General features: G+C 68.7%; 13 protein-coding genes. 12 read left to right on the top strand and 1 reads right to left on the bottom strand.

Going from position 1 to position 17,862, the window contains the following annotated elements; all coding sequences use genetic code 11:
* Window positions 1-477 precede the first annotated feature (477 nt).
* The 5 genes from V4U86_RS14965 to V4U86_RS14945 all read left to right on the top strand — a co-directional run bounded on the left by V4U86_RS14965 (window position 478) and on the right by V4U86_RS14945 (window position 8,926).
* Complete coding sequence (locus V4U86_RS14965) at window positions 478-5,148, top strand: Ig-like domain-containing protein (RefSeq protein ID WP_395306767.1); 4,671 nt, start codon at window positions 478-480, stop codon at window positions 5,146-5,148.
* A 42-nt stretch (window positions 5,149-5,190) separates the two neighbouring features.
* The gene (locus tag V4U86_RS14960; RefSeq protein ID WP_395306766.1) at window positions 5,191-6,552 is read left to right on the top strand and encodes a hypothetical protein; all 1,362 of its coding nucleotides are present in this window, start codon (window positions 5,191-5,193) and stop codon (window positions 6,550-6,552) included.
* Between the two features lie 150 nt (window positions 6,553-6,702).
* A complete protein-coding gene (locus V4U86_RS14955) occupies window positions 6,703-7,974 on the top strand; it encodes a bifunctional 3,4-dihydroxy-2-butanone-4-phosphate synthase/GTP cyclohydrolase II (protein ID WP_395306765.1) in 1,272 nt (423 codons plus the stop codon).
* On the top strand, window positions 7,971-8,450 hold the full coding sequence (ribH, locus tag V4U86_RS14950; protein ID WP_395306764.1) for a 6,7-dimethyl-8-ribityllumazine synthase: 480 nt from the start codon (window positions 7,971-7,973) through the stop codon (window positions 8,448-8,450). The genes V4U86_RS14955 and ribH overlap by 4 nt, the downstream gene beginning before the upstream one ends.
* Entirely contained in the window at window positions 8,447-8,926 is a 480-nt protein-coding gene (locus tag V4U86_RS14945; RefSeq protein WP_395306763.1) for a PH domain-containing protein, read from the top strand. Before ribH ends, V4U86_RS14945 begins: the two co-directional genes overlap by 4 nt.
* Here V4U86_RS14945 and V4U86_RS14940 read toward each other — a convergent pair.
* The gene (locus tag V4U86_RS14940; protein ID WP_395312055.1) at window positions 8,901-9,368 is read right to left on the bottom strand and encodes a GNAT family N-acetyltransferase; all 468 of its coding nucleotides are present in this window, start codon (window positions 9,366-9,368) and stop codon (window positions 8,901-8,903) included. The two genes, V4U86_RS14945 and V4U86_RS14940, sit on opposite strands and share 26 nt — an antisense overlap.
* A gap of 51 nt (window positions 9,369-9,419) precedes the next feature.
* Between V4U86_RS14940 and V4U86_RS14935 the strand changes: the two genes are divergently transcribed.
* Genes V4U86_RS14935 through whiA form a run of 7 tightly spaced genes read left to right on the top strand, consistent with a single transcriptional unit; the run spans window position 9,420 to window position 17,785 of the window.
* Window positions 9,420-10,187 carry a hypothetical protein gene (locus tag V4U86_RS14935; RefSeq protein WP_395306762.1) on the top strand — a complete coding sequence of 256 codons (768 nt, stop codon included), beginning with the start codon at window positions 9,420-9,422 and terminating at the stop codon, window positions 10,185-10,187.
* On the top strand, window positions 10,180-11,502 hold the full coding sequence (locus tag V4U86_RS14930) for a hypothetical protein (protein ID WP_395306761.1): 1,323 nt from the start codon (window positions 10,180-10,182) through the stop codon (window positions 11,500-11,502). The genes V4U86_RS14935 and V4U86_RS14930 overlap by 8 nt, the downstream gene beginning before the upstream one ends.
* Complete coding sequence (gene murD / locus V4U86_RS14925) at window positions 11,495-12,796, top strand: UDP-N-acetylmuramoyl-L-alanine--D-glutamate ligase (protein WP_395306760.1); 1,302 nt, start codon at window positions 11,495-11,497, stop codon at window positions 12,794-12,796. The genes V4U86_RS14930 and murD overlap by 8 nt, the downstream gene beginning before the upstream one ends.
* Before the next feature lie 9 nt (window positions 12,797-12,805).
* A complete protein-coding gene (gene uvrC, locus V4U86_RS14920) occupies window positions 12,806-14,896 on the top strand; it encodes an excinuclease ABC subunit UvrC (protein WP_395306759.1) in 2,091 nt (696 codons plus the stop codon).
* The gene (gene rapZ, locus V4U86_RS14915) at window positions 14,893-15,768 is read left to right on the top strand and encodes an RNase adapter RapZ (RefSeq protein WP_395306758.1); all 876 of its coding nucleotides are present in this window, start codon (window positions 14,893-14,895) and stop codon (window positions 15,766-15,768) included. The genes uvrC and rapZ overlap by 4 nt, the downstream gene beginning before the upstream one ends.
* Complete coding sequence (yvcK, locus tag V4U86_RS14910; protein ID WP_395306757.1) at window positions 15,765-16,811, top strand: uridine diphosphate-N-acetylglucosamine-binding protein YvcK; 1,047 nt, start codon at window positions 15,765-15,767, stop codon at window positions 16,809-16,811. Before rapZ ends, yvcK begins: the two co-directional genes overlap by 4 nt.
* Complete coding sequence (gene whiA, locus V4U86_RS14905) at window positions 16,808-17,785, top strand: DNA-binding protein WhiA (RefSeq protein ID WP_395312054.1); 978 nt, start codon at window positions 16,808-16,810, stop codon at window positions 17,783-17,785. The genes yvcK and whiA overlap by 4 nt, the downstream gene beginning before the upstream one ends.
* Window positions 17,786-17,862: the final 77 nt, after the last annotated feature.

Here is a 17,862-nt window from a genome sequence, read left to right as displayed (position 1 = left end):
AATAGCTTGCTTCGGTGAAACAATTATTGGTACCCGCGTGCCGATTCTGCGTACGGCATCGCGATGCCGGAATGGCCGGGCGATGGGAACTGCGCGCCGCGTGATCGCCTTTTGTCGCTATTTCGCCTGTTGAGAATGGCTCCCACCGGCTTGGCATCCGGCCGCCGCGAACGGGTTCGGGCGTGCCCTCGACGGTGTTCCTCTCTTTTGCTGGTTGAGGCGGCGGAGGGAGCTCTTTTGCTGGCCGCAAAATTTCTCGGTGTCACATAAGGGCACTGGCTGCAGCGCTGTCCGGCGATCGTCGGTCCGGTGTCCGCTAAACGGGGGACAGGCGGGGGAATCCCGCTCATGAATTTCTCAGAATGTGCTTTTCAGTTATTGACGAGCGTGTTAACTTACGGCGCAGTTAATAACATTTGTGGCCTGGGTCTCGGGTCGCGGATGCCGGGCGGAGTGGTCTGAGCCTCGAGGAGCGACATGGCGGCACATCGGAAGAAGTCGGCGAAGAAGCGGGTGCGCACCAGCGAGCTCGCCGTCGCTGCGTTCCTCGGTCTGGCGGTCACGGCCGCACCGGCCGTCGCGGCAGCCGACAGCTCCGATTCACCGTCCTCGGGAACCACGTCGGATTCGAGCTCGGCGGACAACTCGAACGAATCCGGCAGCGGCGCGGGCGGTGTGAACGCCGGCCCGCGCGCCGGCGGCACATCCGGCACGACCACGTCGCCGGTCGACGACGACGATGACGACGACGAGGACAGCGGCCTCGGCGGCAACAACCTCGGCGGCGGGGACGTCGAGGGCGAGGACGCCAACCACGAGGACGACCCCGACCTCGACGACCCCGACCTCGACGAGGGCAGCCTCGGCGCCGACGACGGCGAGGACACCGCCGGCGAACCGACCGGCGAGGAACCGGCCGGCGGCGGCACCGACCTGTCCGAAACCGATCCCGGGGACGGCGAGGTCGTCGACCCCAGCGGTGCCGGCACCGACGGAACCGGCGCCGAGACCGTCGAACCCCCGGTACTGCCCGAACCCGTCGACCCGGAGGCCGCCGCGCCGGAAGGGGGCGAGACCGCCGGGTCGCCGACCGTCACCGACCCCGAGGCCATCGTGGTGCCGGAACCAGACGACTCCGACGCGTCGCTGCTGGTCGCCGGCAACGACGCCTCGCCGACCCCGCCGGCGCTCGCCTCCGCACTGCTCGATGTCGAGGACATCGTCCCGCCGCCCCCGTCCATCCCGGCCTTCGATCCCTTCATGGGCGCGGTCAAGGCCATCGCGAGCTGGCTGGACGCGGTGCTGCCGGCCTACGACTCGAACCCGATCCTCAACCCCACCCAGGTGGCGGCCGGATTCGTGATGACGCTGCAGGCGGTGATGCAGGGAACGTATTGGAACGGCCAGCCGACGCTGTTCACCTTCGGCGCCTACATCCTGCTGTCCGCGGCGTATCAGCGTTACGAGCGGCTGGCCACCAATCATCTGCCGGGCGCTCCCACCCTCGCGGCCGGACCGCTTCCGCTCACCTGGAAGCTGACCAGTACCGACCCCGACGGCGATCCGCTGATCTACACAGTCAGCGGCCAGCCCTCCAACGGGCTGATCACCATGCTGCCGGACGGCTCGTTCACCTTCCTGCCCACCTCGCTGGACGACCTCAACAACGGCGCCGACGTCACCTTCACCGTGAAGATCAACGACTCGCTGGGCTTCCTGGAGCATCCCCTCACCCCGGAAGGCAACGACGCCGAATTCACGGTGACCTTCCGCTACCCGGGCCTGGGCGTCAACAACCTGCCGGTCTTCGAGGACGACGGCAAGGCCCAGGTGGTCGGTTCCGACGGGTCGACCGGCAAGGTGATCATCAGGGCCGAGGCCAGCGATTCGGACGGCGATACGCTGACCTACACCGCGACAGCGCTTTTCGGGACCGTCGTGCGCAACGAGGACGGAACGTTCACCTACACCCCGTCCGACACCGCGCGGCACCTGGCGGCGACGCTGCTCGGCGCGAAGACCGACATCGTCAGCATCTGGGCCAACGACGGCCGCGGCGGGATCACGCTGCTGCCCACCACGGTCACCGTCGACATCGTCAGCTCCAACGGGGCCCCGACCGTCACCGTCAACCCCGACACGTTCACCGACCCGATCCTCGGCAGCATCACCGGTTCGCTGGACATCGACGACCCCGACGGCGACATCCCCATCGTCACGCCGAACGGCCTCAGCACCCGGGGTGGCTTGGTGACCGTGCTGGGCAACGTCTACACCTACACACCGTCCCTGTCGATCCGCGCCCAGGGCGGCACCGACACCTTCACGCTGTCGGTGAACGATCTGCACGGGGGCACCACCGAGGTGACCATCACGGTGACCGTCGCGCAGATCAACGTGGCGCCGGTCTTCGAGTCGACCCCGACCATCACCCACACCGACCACACCACCGGTGTGCTGACCGGCACGTTCAAGGTCCGCGACGGCAACGGCGACACCCTCACCTTCACCAGCGCGGCAGTGCTGGGCACCATCGCGGTGAACCCGACGCCCGCAGCGGACGGGGTGACCTACACCTTCACCTACACGCCGTACAACCCGCATGCCGCGTCGCTGCCGCTGGCGATCACCACCGATCTGGTCACCATCACCGCGTGGGACGGCGGGCTGCTGTCCGGCGACAGCGCGACGTTCACCGTGCAGCTGTCGACCCAGGTCAACCAGACCCCGTCGGCGACCTACCAGAACACCGGCAGCAACAGCATTCTCGGCACGGTGTCGGGCAAGATCACCGTCACCGACGATGACCTGCTGCACGGCTACACGCCGCTGATCATCACCACCGGCAAGGGCAGCGTCCTGGTCAACGGATTGACCGGCGACTACACCTACACCGCCTCGATCGATGCGCGCAACGCCGCCAGCGCGAGCGGCGCATCGCCCGCGGACAAGATCGACACCTTCACCATCACCGTCACCGATCCCGCCGGCAAGAGTGTCGACGTGCTCGTCACGGTGACCATCCCGCAGTGGAACCTGCCGCCGGCCGGTGGCGTGGCGTCCAACATCGTCGCCGACAGCAATGGCGTTGTGCGCGGCCAGATCACCGGGGTCATCAACCTCGACGACGATCCGCTGACCTATTCGATCACCGGTTCCAACGGTGCCGGCACGGCCTACACCAGTGAGGGCGGCATCGCCCACGTCAACGCGGACGGCAGCTACGTCTACATCCCGCGGCTCGGCGGCGCGCTCGGCTACTACGACTCGTTCAGCATCACGGTCAGCGACGGCCGCGGCGGATCCACCAACGTCCTGGTCGGTCTGGGCGCCGTGGTGGCCCCGACCCCGTCGCTGGACGGTGTCACCGTGACGAAGGTCAACGGGGCACCCGGTGTCACCACCGGTTCGGTGAGTCTCGGGTCGGCGGCCAACAACGGGTTGTTCAGTTCGTTGAACGCCAGCGGCGCGGGTTTCGGCACCGTTGCCTTCAACGGCACCAACTACACCTACACCCGGACCGCAACCGGGCATGTCGGCGGAACCAGCGACACCTTCGACATCTACGGCACGGCCTTCGGGCTGACCATCAAGATCGGCACCGTGACCGTCACGCCGATCATCCCGAACGCGGCGCCGGCCCCCGGCACACTCCAGGTCACCGAGTCCGGTGTGACCAACGTGTTGGGTGTGATCTGGCAGGAGACCAAGGGCAACATCAACGCGGTCGACGCGGATGGCGATGAGCTGAGCTACGAGACGACACCGTTGGGGAGGTCGACCGCCAACGGCGGCCTGGTGTACGTGAACTCGGACGGGTCGTTCACCTACCGCGTCGGCAAGTTCCGGGAGTACTACCACAACGCGGCCGCGACCGGGGCCACCGGGAACGCGGTCAACGACACCTTCAGCGTCACGGTCACCGACTCGTTCGGCGCCGCCACCACCATCGTGGTGTCCATCCCGATCGAGAAGCTGAACGCCACCCCGTCCGGCAGCGTCTCGGTGGGCAACAAGACCACCGACGCACTGGGTGTGGTGCGCGGCACCGTCAGCGGCTCCGACAGCGACGACGACTCGCTGACCTACAGCCTGATCGGCGGGACCAACGGGACCGCGGCGACCGCCAACGGCGGCATCGTCCGGTTCAGCGGCAACTCCTTCACCTACATCCCCACCGCGGGCAATGCCACCGACTCGTTCCAGGTGCAGGTCAACGACGGCCACGGCGGCGTCTCCACGGCAACGGTCACGCTGACCGGGCTCACCACCCCGTCACCGACCACCAACGTCAACACCTCGACGGTGAATGTGGTCACCGGACAGTTGAATACGGCCGGCAACACCGGACTGACCTACAGCGTGGGCAGCCAGGGCTCCAAGGGCACGGTGGCGGTGACATCCACCGGCGCCTTCACCTACACCCGCAACAGCGGGCTGGGGCATACCCAGGCGCCGGGGGACACGTTCACCATCAGGGCCACCGACACAGAAGGCAACTCGGTGATCATCGCAACGGTGAACGTCACCCCGGTGGTGTCCAATGCGGCACCGGTGGCCGGCTCCACGGTCTTCAACCCGTCGACGATCGAGGACAAGAGGATCCTCGGCGTCGGCGACTGGAAGCAGACCACCACCGGGACGCTCAAGGCCACCGACTCCGACGGTGACACGGTGACCTTCACGGCCGGGTCCTTCTCCACCGGCAACGGCGGCACCGTGGTGATCAACGCCAACGGCACCTTCACCTACACCATCGAGAAGGGCTACTCGTACTTCCACGAGGCCGCGCGGATCGGCGCCTCCGGCAGTACGATCGCGGATACCTTCTCGGCCACCGCCGTAGACGGGTTCGGCGGTAGCACAACGTATTCGGTGTCGGTGGCGGTCTACGCCATGAACAAGGCCCCGACCATCTCCGGTGGCACCAAGGGGTTGCTCGGCAATGTCACCTTCGTCAATGTCGATGATGACGACGGCGACTCCCTGACCTTCAGTCACAACGGGGACAGCTTCAGCTTCGGTGGGCGTGGATTGGCCACCAGCACGCTGTGGGGCGGAAACCGGCTGACCGTCACCGACGGGTACTACACCACGGTCAACGGTGTGGTCACCGGCACGCCGGCCAGCGTCACCAAGACCTGGTAGTCGCATCACCCGAGACTCCTAATCAGACAGGGAGATTCGTATATGACGATCGATGATCTGCCGCGCACCTATGACGTCTCGGGGGTCGCCCTCGGCCCGGTGAGTGGTGTCGGCATCACCGCGGTACCGGGGTTCGGCGCGGACACCGCGACGTTGGACTCGACCATCACGGTCCCCAGCGTGCCCAGGTTGGAACCGTATGTCTCCCTGGGCGATCCGGACCCACTCAGCGGCCTGATCCGCGGTTCGATCCGGGTCGTCGACCAGGGCGACCGGGCGGTGCACTTCGAACCGGAGCTGTCCACCACCGTGAAGGGCGGCCTGGTCGCGGTGGACCACCGGACCGGCCGGTTCACCTACACCCCGTCGGTGCCGGCCCGGCAGGTCTCGCGCACCAGCGCCGATTTCCGGGACAAGGTCGACACCTTCACCGTCGAGGTCGTGGATGCCTACGGAACCCGGGTCGAGGCGCACGTCGTGGTCAACATCCTTGCGGCGAACGTGGCGCTGTCCGGCGCGGCACTGCTCGGCCGCCCGTCGGCCAACGGTGTGCTGACCGGCCGCATCGACGCGGCGGCGTGGGATGGGTCGCGGCTGGCCTTCAGCCTGGCCAACTCCGCCAATCCGGCGGATTCGACTGCGGAGTCGGCGCTCTCGGAGAAGGGTGGGCTGGTCCAGCTCGACAAGAGCACCGGTGAGTTCACCTTCATTCCGCAGATCTCGCAGGACCCCGTCCCGGGACCGGACATCGACCGGTTCGTCGTCACGGCGACCGATCCGCGCGGCGCCTCCGCCGACATCACCGTCGTGGCGATGGGCCGGCTGCACATCGGGGTGCAGACCCTTGCCACGGAGCCCGGTGTGCAGCGCGGCAGGCTGATCGTCGACGACGAGACCCCGCTGACCTTCAGTCTCGGCGTGGGCCCCGACAAGGGCACGGCGCGGGTCGACCAGTTCGGCGGCTACACCTACACCCGCACCCCCGGACTGCATGGTCGTGCCGACGACTGCTTCACCATCCTCGGCACCGACGGCTACGGCCGATCGATCACGGTGGCCACCGTCGCCGTCTGCCCGCCGGTGGACGGCACCTGGAGCGATGACTCCGCGCACCGCACCGTCGGGGCCAGCGGGCGCGGACAGGGGATGTCGACCGGTGACTGGACCACCGCCCTCGCCGATCTGACCGGCAGTGAGGTCACCTACACGGTGCACCAGCCCGATCCACGCGGTTTCGTGATGATGGCGCGCACGGCGCCCGGCAAGTGGGCGGTGCACTACGAGTCGATGGCGCCGAGGTCCGACGGGCGCCACCCCGGGGAGACGTTCACGGTCAGTTTCCAGGACGGCCGGCTCGATCCCGATGGCGCTTCGGCCGTGACGGAAGTGACCTACGTGTTCTGACCTGCGCACCAAGGCGCCCATTGCCCGTCGGTCCGGTATTGGACCGGCGGGCAATAACCGTTGCGGGCCCGTGGTTCATACTGGTGAAGCCGGTCGGTGCATGCTGATGCCCCGATCGGGTCGCTCACGATCTGATGAAGGTGGCTAAAGATGACGAGGCTGGATTCCGTCGAACGGGCGGTGGCCGACATCGCGGCGGGCAAGGCCGTCGTGGTCATCGACGACGAGGACCGCGAAAACGAGGGAGATCTGATCTTCGCGGCCGAGAAGGCCACCCCGGAACTCGTCGCGTTCATGGTCCGGTACACCTCGGGCTACCTGTGTGTACCGTTGGATGGCTCGGTCTGTGACCGCCTCGGTCTGCTGCCGATGTACGCGGTGAACCAGGACAAGCACGGCACCGCCTACACCGTGACAGTCGACGCCAAGAATGGCGTCGGGACCGGGATCTCCGCCTCCGACCGCGCCACCACGATGCGCGCGCTGGCGGATCCGAGCGCCGTCGCCGACGACTTCACCAAGCCGGGCCACGTGGTGCCGCTGCGCGCCAAGGACGGCGGGGTGCTGCGCCGGCCCGGTCACACCGAGGCCGCCGTCGATCTGGCACGGCTCGCCGGGTTGCAGCCGGCCGGCGCGATCTGCGAGATCGTCAGCCAGAAGGACGAGGGCGCCATGGCCCAGACCGACGAGCTGCGTATCTTCGCCGACGAGCACGATCTGGCCCTGATCTCGATCGCCGATCTCATCGAGTGGCGGCGCAAGCACGAAAAGCACATCGAGCGCATCGCCGAGGCCCGGATCCCGACCCGGCACGGTGAATTCCGGGCGGTCGGCTACACCTCGATCTACGAGGACGTCGAGCACGTCGCGCTGGTCCGCGGCGATATCACCGGCCCGGAGTTCGACGGCCACGATGTGCTGGTGCGGGTGCACTCCGAATGCCTGACCGGCGACGTGTTCGGGTCGCGGCGCTGCGACTGCGGCCCGCAGCTGGACGCGGCAATGGCGATGGTGGCCCAGGAGGGCCGCGGCATCGTGCTGTACATGCGTGGACACGAGGGCCGGGGGATCGGCCTGCTGCACAAGCTGCAGGCCTACCAGCTGCAGGACGCCGGCGCGGACACCGTGGACGCCAACCTGGAGCTCGGCCTGCCCGCCGATTCGCGCGACTACGGCATCGGTGCCCAGATCCTGGTCGACCTGGGTGTGCGGTCGATGCGGCTGCTCACCAACAACCCCGCCAAGCGGGTCGGACTGGACGGGTACGGGCTGCACATCACCGAGCGGGTGCCGCTGCCGGTCCGCGCCAACGCCGAGAACATCCGCTACCTGATGACCAAGCGCGATCGGATGGGTCACGATCTGATCGGACTCGAGGACTACGACGAGGCCACCCCCGGCGAGTTCGGCGGCGCCCGATGAGCGGCCACAGCGGCGCGATCCCCGACCTGCCCGACATCGACGCATCGTCGGTGTCGCTGGGCATCGTGGTCAGCACCTGGCACCCGAAGATCTGCGATGCTCTGCTGGACGGCGCACTGCGTGCGGCCAAACAACTGGGCGTGACCGATCCGGTCGTGGTCCGCGTGCACGGGGCGATCGAGATCCCGGTCGTCGCACAGGCACTGGCGGCCAAGTACGACGCCGTGGTGGCGCTCGGCGTGGTGATCCGCGGTGAGACACCCCATTTCGATTACGTGTGTGACGCCGTGACCCAGGGCCTGACCCGGGTGTCGCTGGACCAGCGCACCCCGGTGGCCAATGGCGTGCTGACCACCAACACCGAGCAGCAGGCGCTGGCCCGGGCCGGTCTGCCCAAGTCCAGCGAGGACAAGGGCGCCCAGGCCGCCGCGGCGGCGCTGTCGACGGCATTGGTCCTGCGCGACCTGGCATCATGAGCAACTCGGGAGACGAGACCTGGGAGCTGGAGGTCAAACCCCACCTCACCCCGTACTTCGTCTACGCTGCCGCCTTCCTGATCGCCGCCCTTCACATCGGGGTGGGCTTCCTGCTGAAGGTGGGCTCCAGTGGGGTGGTGTTCCGCACCGCCGACCAGGTCGGCATCGCGCTGGTCGGCGTGACGATCGCCGGTGTGACCCTGTTGCTCGCCCGGCCCCGGATGCGGGCCGGCGCCGCCGGTATCTCGGTGCGGAACGCCTTGGCCTACAAGCTGATCCCGTGGTCCGAGGTGGTGGACGTGTCGTTCCCGAGCGGGGCCCGGTGGGCGCGGATCGACCTGGCCGATGACGAGTACACCGCGGTGATGGCCATCCAGGCGGTCGACAAGGACCGCGCGGTGCAGGCGATGGACCGGCTGCGCGCGCTGATGCAGCGCTACCGTCCCGACATCAACTCACCGTCAGCGTCATCATGACCTCGCTGGCGGCGCCGGTCTCCGGGGCCGTCAGCCTGAACCCCAGACTTTCGTAGACCGCCCGCGCGGTCGCATTCTCCACATGGACGCGCAACGTCACCCGCTGCACCCGCTGAGCACGAGCCCAGTTGACCGCCTCGGCCACCAGCGTCCGGCCCAGCCCTTGCCCGCGCGCGGTGGGGTCCAGCCACAGCGAGTACAGGTACACCGATTCCGTGCTCTGGCGCTGCGCACCGATCAGCCCGACCGGCCGGTTGTCGACGACGGCCGCGAACTGTGCGTGCGCCCGGAGCCGGCGCCGCCATTGCGCCGCGGTGAACGTCGACTCCAGCCGGTACTGCGGATCTTCGGCGCCCAGCGAATCGGTCAGTGCGCGCAACCGCACACCGGCGAACGCCCGCCAGTCGGTTTCGGTCAGCCGGGCGATCCGGGCCTGCGCCATCCCCATCGCATCAGTATCGCCGCTGTCGGCTGCGGTAGGATCGGCAAGTCGATGAGTACCTTGGAGTTCGTCTCAGCATCCGCTGACGGCATTGTCGCCACCGCCGCGCCACTCGTCACAGCACCTGCTCTGGTCTCCGGTCTGGGCGCGCATCCCGCCATCACCGTGCCCCTGGTGTTCGGTCGCCCCGCCGACACCGCTCACATCTGGCGGCGACTGGACGAGACGGCCCGTTGGTTCGGCCTCGCCATCGCACCGGAGGGCGCGCTGCGCGACGCCCTGCACGGTTTCCGCACCGAGGCCGCCGCACGGTACGGGCAGGCCACGGTCGCCGCGCAGATCCAGCTCGTCGAGATCGACGGGCGAAACCAGTTCGTGGTGTCCGGGACGGTCATCGACCCCGCGCGGCCGGAACCGGTGGCGCTGGCGACGCAGCCCGGACCGGTGGAGGACCGGACGCCGCACTGGCGCCGGATGGCCGACCGCACCAGCAGCCATGCCGAGGCCCGACTCGTCGAGCGCGAGCTGCTCAGCCGCGGTTGCGCGGACGTGGTGGCCGTCGACGGCGCGCTGATCGGCTGCCCGCGACTGGGTGCCCTGATCGTCGAGACCGCCGACGGGACGACCGGTCTCGGTGCAGACAGGCTGACGCTGCTGCAGACCGCCGGGCTGCTCGACCCGGCGATGCCCTGCTCCGACGGTCCGCTGGTGCTCTCGGACGCGAAACGCGCGTGGTGGGTGTCCCCGCGGTTCGAGACCCACCCGGTCCGTGCCATCGGCACCCGCCGTTTCGAACCGGAGGTGCCCGGTCATGAGTGAGACGTTCCCCCGGGAGACCTTCGACGCGTTCGTGATCGACGGCCACGACTGGGACGGCAGCGCGCTGTCGCTGCGCTACACGCTGCGTGGCCCGGACCCGGTGAGCTTCACCGAGGTGATCGACTTCGGCGAGACCCTGGCCGGGGCACAGCCGGATCCGCTGTTGAGCCGGCTGCTGACCCTGACCTGCTCGCTGAGCTATTTCAAGGCGGCTGCGCCCGGCCGGATCGAGATCGCGTTCCCCACCCACGATTTCGAGCGCAGCTACCTTGCCGCGCTGATCGAGGGCGGGCTCGGTGAATTCGCCTACACCAACCAGTTGCCCGATGCGCTGACACCCGAGATCAGCGGTCCGCAGGCCACCGGAGGGTTGCGTGCCACCGACGGCTGGGACCCCGCGGCGACGCCGCTCGTTCCGGTCGGCGGCGGTAAGGATTCGGTGGTCACCATCGAGGCGTTCCGCCGTCATGGCATCGCCCCGATGTTGTTCAGCGTCAACCGCTATGACCCGATCGACCGCTGCATCGAGGTCAGCGGACTGGGCAGCGTGCACGTGCGGCGCAGCATCGACCGCGGGCTGATCGAGGCCAACGCCGCAGGGGCCTACAACGGCCATGTGCCGGTCACCGCGATCAACAGTGTGATCGGGTTGATGGTCGCCGATGCCCGCGGCCTCGGGCCGGTGGTGCTGTCCAACGAGCGATCCTCCAACGTCGGCAACGTCGAGTGGCTGGGCCGCGACATCAACCATCAGTGGTCCAAATCACTGGAGTACGAAAGCTTGTTGCGGGACACACTGGCGCGCTACGGGTTCGATCCGGATCGATACTTCTCGCTGCTGCGCGGGCTGTCCGAATCGCAGATCGCCGATCGGTTCGCCGCCGCGGACCAGTACTTCGGGGTCTTCACCAGCTGCAACCGGCTGTTCGCACTCGACCCGAGCCGGCGGGCCAGTTCGTGGTGCGGGCATTGCCCGAAATGCCAGTTCGTGTTCGTGCTGCTGGCCCCGCGGCTGGGCCGGCCGACCTGCGAGAAGATCTTCGGCCGCAACCTGTTCGCCGACACCGGCAACCGGGACGGGATGGCCGACATCCTCGGGCTCGGCGTACACAAGCCGTTCGAATGTGTGGGGGAGTACTACGAGGCCGCCGAGGCGATGCTCGCGGTCATCGATGACCCGCAATGGCAGGGGCTGGAACTGGTCGACGAATTCGCCGGGCAGCGTGCGCAGTTGGCTGCGGTCGCGGTCAACCCGGATCCTGGCCCAGCACAGCACCATGTGCCGGCCCGGTATGCGAAGTTGCTCGATGACTGAGCTGTCCGGCCGGGTCGTCGGCATCTGGGGTCTGGGCAAGGAAGGGCTGTCGATGGCCCGCACCGCGGCCGCCCACGGCGCTGCCCGCATCGTCGCGGTCGACGACAGGGCCGACGTCCGGGCGCCCGAGATCGCCAATCTGACAGTCGATGTCGGACCGGACGCAGCCGGCCGGCTGCGGGACACCGATATCGTGTTCGTCAGTCCCGGGGTGCCCTGGCGTCACCCGGTCTTCGCGGAACTGCGCCGCAGCGCCGGATCGGGGGCCGGCCCGGCGGTGTCGAATGCCGCGGACTGGTACATGGGCCGGCACGGTGGCCATACGGTCGGCATCACCGGCACCAAGGGCAAGAGCACCACCGCCGCGTTCCTGGCGCACCTGCTGACCGGGCTCGGCGTGCCGACGGTGGCGGCGGGAAACATCGGGACGCCGCTGTCGGATCTCGAGCCCGCCCACGGCGAATGGGTGGTCGCCGAGCTGTCCAGTCAGCAGTGCGCGCTGCTGCGCACACCGCCGGCGGTGTCGGTGATCACCAACCTGTACCAGGATCACCTGGATTTCCACGGCGACGTGGCGTCCTACTACGAGGCCAAGTCGCATGTCTTCGGTTCGGCGACGGCCGCCCTGGTGACCGTCCCGGACGTCATCGAATCGCTTCGGGCAATCGGTATCTCGCAGTTCCCGCCGGTGCGGACCGTGGATCCCACCGCGGTCCGGGTGCCCGCCGGGGACTCGGTGCTGTCGTACCCGCACAACACCGTCAACGCCGCGCTGGCCGCCGCGGCCGCCGGGCAGGTGCTCGGGCGCGCGGTGACCGATGTCGAGGTGGACGCCGCCGCCGCATCGTTCGCCGGTCTGCCGCACCGGTTGCAGACGGTGCGCCGTACCGGACCCACCCGCTGGATCGACGACACGTTGGCGACCACCGGTGAGGCGGTGGTCGCCGCGTTGCGCGCGATGCGCCCCGACGAGGAGATCGCGCTGATCGTCGGCGGGATGGACCGGTCTCTGGACTACCGCCAGCTCGACGAGTTCCTGTGCAGCGGGCAACGCCGGGTGCGGCTCATCCAGGGCCCGACCAACGGCGCGCTCATCGGTGTCCGTTTCGCCGCCGCGCACCCCGACCGCACCCATCTGGTGGACGACCTGGCCGCCGCCGTCCGGGTCGCCGCAGCCGCCGCCGTCGACGTGGTGCTGCTGTCCCCGGGGGCGGCCAGCTACGACATTTTCCGCAACTACGAAGAAAAAGCGGCGATGTACTGCAGGTATATCGACGTCGTAGACACGCTCTAACCTGGACCCGTGCCCGATCCAGCGACTTACCGGCCCGCGCCGGGTTCGATTCCTGTCGAACCCGGCGTCTATCGGTTCCGCGATCCGCACGGGCGGGTGATCTACGTCGGCAAGGCCAAGAGCCTGCGCAGCCGGCTGAATTCCTACTTCGCCGACATCTCCGGCCTGGCGCCGCGCACCCGGCAGATGGTGATGACCGCGGGCAGTGTCGAGTGGACCGTGGTGACCACCGAGGTCGAGGCGCTGCAGCTGGAATACAACTGGATCAAGGAGTTCGACCCGCGGTTCAACATCCGCTATCGGGACGACAAGTCCTACCCGGTGCTGGCGGTGACCCTCAACGAGGAGTACCCACGGCTGTTCGTCTATCGCGGGCCGCGCCGCAAAGGGGTGCGTTACTTCGGCCCGTACTCGCACGCCTGGGCCATCCGCGAAACCCTCGACCTGCTCACCCGGGTGTTCCCGGCCCGTACCTGTTCGGCCGGAGTGTTCAAGCGGCACAGGCAGATCGACCGTCCCTGCCTGCTCGGCTACATCGACAAATGCTCGGCCCCCTGCATCAACCGGGTGAGCGCCGAGCAGCACCGCCAGATCGTGCTGGACTTCTGCGACTTCCTGGCAGGCAAGACCGACCGGCTGGTCCGCGACATGGAGCGGCAGATGAACGCCGCGGCCGAGGACCTCGACTTCGAGCGGGCGGCCCGGCTGCGCGACGACATCGGCGCCCTCAAACGTGCGCTGGAGAAGCAGACCGTGGTGTTCGGCGACGGAACCGACGCCGATGTGGTGGCCTTCGCCGACGACGACCTGGAGGCGGCGGTCCAGGTGTTCCACGTGCGCGGGGGCCGGGTCCGCGGTCAGCGGGGATGGGTCGTCGAGAAGACGGGCGAACCGGGTGAAGAGGGCGAGGCGCCGTTGGTCGAGCAGTTCCTCACCCAGTTCTACGGGGACCAGGCCGAACTCAGCGTAGGCACCGGGGACGAGTCCACCAACCCGGTGCCCAAAGAGGTTCTGGTGCCGGTACTTCCGGACAATGCCGGCGAACTGGCGGACTGGCTGTCGGGTCTGCGCGGTTCGCGGGTGTCGCTGCGGGTGCCGCAGCGAGGGGACAAGCGGGCGCTCGCCGAGACGGTACAGCGCAACGCGCAGGAGGCGCTGGCCCAGCACAAGCTCAAACGAGCCGGCGACTTCAACGCCAGATCCGAAGCGCTGCAGAGCATTCAGGAGACGCTCGGGCTCGCCGAAGCACCACTGCGTATCGAGTGTGTCGACATCAGCCATGTGCAGGGCACGGACGTGGTGGCCTCCCTGGTGGTGTTCGAGGACGGGCTGCCACGAAAATCCGACTACCGGCACTACGCCATCCGCGAGGCCGCCGGCGGCGGCCGCTCCGATGACGTCGCGTCCATCGCCGAGGTCACCCGTCGCCGGTTCGCCCGCCACGTCGCCGACTCCGAGCAGCCGATGGTGGCAGAAGGCAAGTCACGCAGGTTCGCCTACCCACCGAACCTCTTCGTCGTCGACGGCGGTGCTCCGCAGGTCAACGCGGCGGCTGCGGTGCTCAAGGACCTCGGGGTGACCGATGTCGCGGTGGTCGGCCTGGCCAAACGACTCGAAGAGGTGTGGGTGCCCGGACCATCGGCAGATCCGGTGATCTTCCCGCGCACCAGCGAGGGCCTCTACCTGCTGCAGCGTGTCCGTGACGAAGCCCACCGCTTCGCGATCACCTTCCACCGCAGCAAGCGCTCCAAGCGGATGACGGCCTCGGCCCTGGATTCGGTGCGCGGACTCGGCGAGCACCGGCGCAAGGCGCTGGTGACGCATTTCGGCTCGGTGTCGCGGCTGCGCTCGGCCAGCGTCGAGGAGATCACCGCGGTGCCCGGCATCGGGGTCACCACGGCCAAGGCCGTCCTGGAGGCGCTGGGCGTGACCCAGGACGCAACCCCCGGTCCGGCATCCGACGCGCCGAACGATTCCGACACGCCGGAGCCGGTTTTGCACGATGATCGACCCCGAGCCGATCTACTACCCCCTGCAGACGAGCAGCCCACCACTGACCAACACAGCGAACAGATATCGGAGTGGCAGACCAGCGAATGAGCGAGGAATCAGGCATTGAAGTCGTGCTGGTCACCGGATTGTCAGGCGCCGGCCGCGGCACCGCCGCCAAAGTGCTCGAGGACCTCGGCTGGTACGTCGCCGACAACCTGCCGCCCGAACTGATCGCCCGGATGGTCGATCTGGGGCTGGATGCCGGATCCCGGATCACCCAACTGGCCCTGGTGATGGATGTCCGGTCGCGTGGCTTCACCGGTGACCTGGATTCGGTGCGCAACGAACTGGCGACCCGTGGCATCCGGCCCCGGGTGCTGTTCATGGAGGCCGCCGACGAGATCCTGGTCCGGCGCTACGAACAGAACCGCCGCAGCCACCCGTTGCAGGGCAATCAGACGCTGGCCGAGGGCATCGCCGCCGAACGCGCCATGCTGGCGCCGGTGCGCGCGGCGGCCGACCTGGTCATCGACACGTCGACGCTGGCGGTGCCTGCGCTGCGGGAGAGCATCGAGCGTGCCTTCGGCGGCGAGGCCGTCGCCTACACCAACGTCACGGTGGAGTCGTTCGGGTACAAGTACGGGTTGCCGATGGACGCCGACACGGTGATGGATGTCCGCTTCATCCCGAATCCGCACTGGGTCGACGAACTGCGGCCGCACACCGGGCAGCACCCGGCGGTCCGGGACTTCGTGCTCGGCCAGGAGGGCGCCGCCGAGTTCCTCGATACCTATCATCGGCTGCTGGGGGTGGTGATCGATGGATACCGGCGGGAGGGGAAGCGGTACATGACGGTGGCCATCGGCTGCACCGGGGGCAAGCACCGCAGCGTCGCCATCGCCGAGGCGCTGACGGAGCGGTTGCGCAGCGACGACCATCTGACGGTGCGTGCGCTGCACCGGGATCTGGGTCGCGAATGACCGGTCCTCCACGCATCGTTGCGCTCGGCGGTGGCCACGGCCTGTACGCGACGCTGTCGGCGGCGCGGCGGCTCACCCCGCACGTCACCGCCGTGGTGACCGTCGCCGACGACGGTGGATCCTCCGGGCGACTACGCAGCGAACTCGACGTCGTGCCGCCCGGCGATCTGCGAATGGCGTTGGCAGCATTGGCCTCCGACTCACCGCACGGCCGGTTGTGGGCCACCATCATCCAGCACCGGTTCGGCGGCAGCGGCGCGCTGGCCGGTCATCCCATCGGCAACCTGATGCTGGCCGGGCTCAGCGAGGTGCTGGCCGATCCGGTGGCCGCGCTCGACGAGTTGGCCCGTGTCCTGGACCTGAAGGGCCGTGTCCTGCCGATGTGTCCGCTGGCCCTGCAGATCGAGGCCGATGTGGCCGGGCTGGAATCCGACCCGCGGATGTTCCGGGTGATCCGCGGCCAGGTGGCGGTCGCCACCACAGTCGGTCAGGTCCGCCGCGTGCGGCTGCTGCCCGGTGACCCACCGGCCACCCGGCAGGCGGTCGACGCGATCATGGCCGCCGACCTGGTGGTGCTGGGACCCGGGTCGTGGTTCACCAGTGTGATTCCCCACGTATTGGTCCCCGGGCTGGCCGCCGCGCTTCGGGACACCACCGCGCGGCGCGCGCTGGTGCTGAATCTGGTGGCCGAGCCGGGGGAGACCGCCGGGTTCTCCGCCGAACGCCACATCCACGTGTTGGCGCAGCACGCGCCGGGTTTCCAGGTCGACGACATCATCGTCGACGCGGCGCGGGTGCCCAGCGATCGCGAGCGGGAACAACTGGCCCGGACGGCTACGCTGCTCGGCGCCAACGTTGAATTTGCCGCCGTATCCCGACCTGGTACACAGTTACATGACCCGTCGCTGCTGGCAGCAGCTCTTGAAGCAGTGCGCCTGCGCGGCCGGGATCCCGGCTCGCCCGGCGGTCAGGAGGACCCCGGCGCGACATACAGCGGGCAACAACGATCGAACGCACCGAGGGGGGACCAGTCGTGGCAATGACGGCCGAGGTCAAAGACGAGCTGAGCCGTCTGGTTGTGAATTCGGTGAGCGCCCGTCGCGCCGAGGTCTCGGCGCTGCTGCGATTCGCCGGGGGGCTGCACATCGTCGGCGGCCGGGTGGTCGTGGAGGCCGAGGTCGACCTCGGCATCATCGCCCGCAGGCTGCGCAAGGACATCTACGACCTGTACGGCTACAACGCCGTGGTGCACGTGCTGTCCGCCAGCGGCATCCGCAAGAGCACCCGCTATGTGGTGCGGGTCGCCAAGGACGGTGAGGCCCTGGCCCGCCAGACCGGTCTGCTCGACCTGCGTGGCCGACCGGTGCGCGGGCTGCCCGCCCAGGTGGTCGGCGGCAGCGTCACCGACGCCGAAGCAGCTTGGCGGGGAGCGTTTTTGGCGCACGGCTCGCTCACCGAGCCCGGCCGCTCCTCGGCGCTGGAGGTCAGCTGCCCCGGCCCGGAGGCCGCCCTCGCCCTGGTCGGAGCGGCCCGCCGGCTCGGCATCAGCGCCAAGGCCCGCGAGGTGCGGGGCAGTGACCGGGTGGTGGTCCGTGACGGTGAGGCCATCGGCGCACTGCTCACCCGGATGGGCGCCCAGGACACCCGGCTGACCTGGGAAGAGCGCCGGATGCGGCGCGAGGTGCGGGCCACCGCCAACCGGCTGGCCAACTTCGACGATGCCAACCTGCGCCGATCGGCACGCGCCGCGGTGGCCGCCGCGGCCCGGGTGGAGCGCGCATTGCACATCCTCGGCGACACCGTCCCCGATCACCTGGCCCAGGCCGGCCGGCTCCGCGTCGAGCACCGGCAGGCATCGCTGGAGGAGCTGGGCCGGCTGGCCGATCCGCCGATGACCAAAGACGCCGTGGCAGGCCGCATTCGGCGTTTGCTGTCGATGGCCGACCGCAAGGCCAAGCAGGACGGCATCCCCGACACCGAATCGGCGGTCACCCCGGATCTGCTCGAGGACGCCTGAGCCGGACCGGCTGACCAGCGTGCACGCGCCGAAACCGGCACCGATAGGCTGGCCTGCGAGCAGTTCACCGCGATTTC

The sequence above is a fragment of the Mycobacterium sp. AMU20-3851 genome, from assembly GCF_043974665.1.
In the GTDB taxonomy this organism is placed as follows: Bacteria; Actinomycetota; Actinomycetes; order Mycobacteriales; family Mycobacteriaceae; genus Mycobacterium.
This window is presented reverse-complemented; position numbering and strand designations above follow the sequence as displayed.